We start from the raw sequence: 1,337 nt of genomic DNA on the forward strand, positions 1-1,337 counted from the left end.
CCCTGAGCCGGTGGATCTCGTCGCGGATCTTGCCCGCCTCCTCGAATTCGAGGTTCTGGGCGTGCTTGTACATCCGCGTTTCGAGTTTCTTGATGGCCGAGCCGGCCTGCTCCGGCGTGAGTGAGCCGTAGTCGGTCGCTTCTTCAGCCACCTTTTTCGCCTCCTTCCCGCGTTTGSCCTTGCCGCGCGAACCGAAGTCGGAACGTGCGCCCTCCATGATGTCGGCGATGCGCCGCACCACGGTCGTCGGCGTGATGCCGTGAGCCGCGTTGTACTCGATCTGTTTCTCGCGGCGACGGGCCGTCTCCTCCATCGCGATCTTCATCGAACCGGTGATCTCGTCGGCGTAGAGAATGGCCTTGCCACGCACGTTACGCGCGGCGCGGCCGATGGTCTGGATCARCGAGSKKTSCGARCGCAGGAARCCTTCCTTGTCGGCATCCAGGATCGCGACGAGCGAGACTTCGGGCATATCCAGACCCTCACGCAGCAGGTTGATRCCSACCAGCACRTCGAASKCGCCSAGGCGAAGATCGCGGATGATCTCSRTRCGCTCCASCGTRTCGATGTCCGAATGAAGATAGCGCACCTTCACATCGTGCTCGGAAAGGTAGTCCGTGAGGTTCTCCGACATGCGTTTCGTCAGCGTCGTCACGAGTACGCGATCTCCCATCGCCACGCGCAGGCGAATCTCGCCAAGCAGGTCATCCACCTGGGTGCGGACGGGGCGCACTTCGACTTCCGGATCGATCAGGCCGGTGGGTCGCACAACCAGCTCCACCGGGTTGTCGTCCGCGCGCTCGAGCTCGTACTTCGCAGGTGTGGCCGACACGTAAATCGCACGCGGCGCACGGCGCTCCCATTCTTCGAAACGCAGCGGCCGGTTATCCATCGCCGAGGGCAGGCGGAAACCGAACTCCACCAGCGTCTCCTTGCGCGAGCGATCGCCTTTGTACATCGCGCCAAGCTGCGGCACGGTCACGTGCGATTCGTCCACCACCATCAAGGCATCGGGTGGCAGGTAGTCGAACAGCGTCGGCGGCGGCTCACCGGGACCACGCCGCGTCATGTGCCGCGAGTAGTTCTCGATACCCTGGCAGAAGCCAACCTCGGCCATCATCTCGAGATCGAAGCGCGTGCGTTGTTCGAGGCGCTGCGCCTCCACGAGCTTGTTGTCCCGATACAGCTGCTCGAGCCGTTCAGAGAGCTCGACCTTGATCGTCTCCATCGCATTGAGCACGCTTTGACGTGTACTGGCGTAGTGCGTCTTCGGGTACACCGTATAGCGAGGTACCTTGCGCAGGACCTCGCCGGTGAGCGGATCGAAGATGGAAAGG

1 protein-coding gene is annotated in these 1,337 nt (G+C 62.6%); it reads right to left on the reverse strand.

Annotated features, from left to right (window positions below; all coding sequences use genetic code 11):
* Window positions 1-1,337 (reverse strand): helicase-related protein (locus AC1DT2_RS23585; RefSeq protein WP_477299111.1); only part of this gene is annotated, 1,337 nt, incomplete at both ends.

It is taken from the genome of Luteibacter sp. P4_E6 (assembly GCF_056401535.1).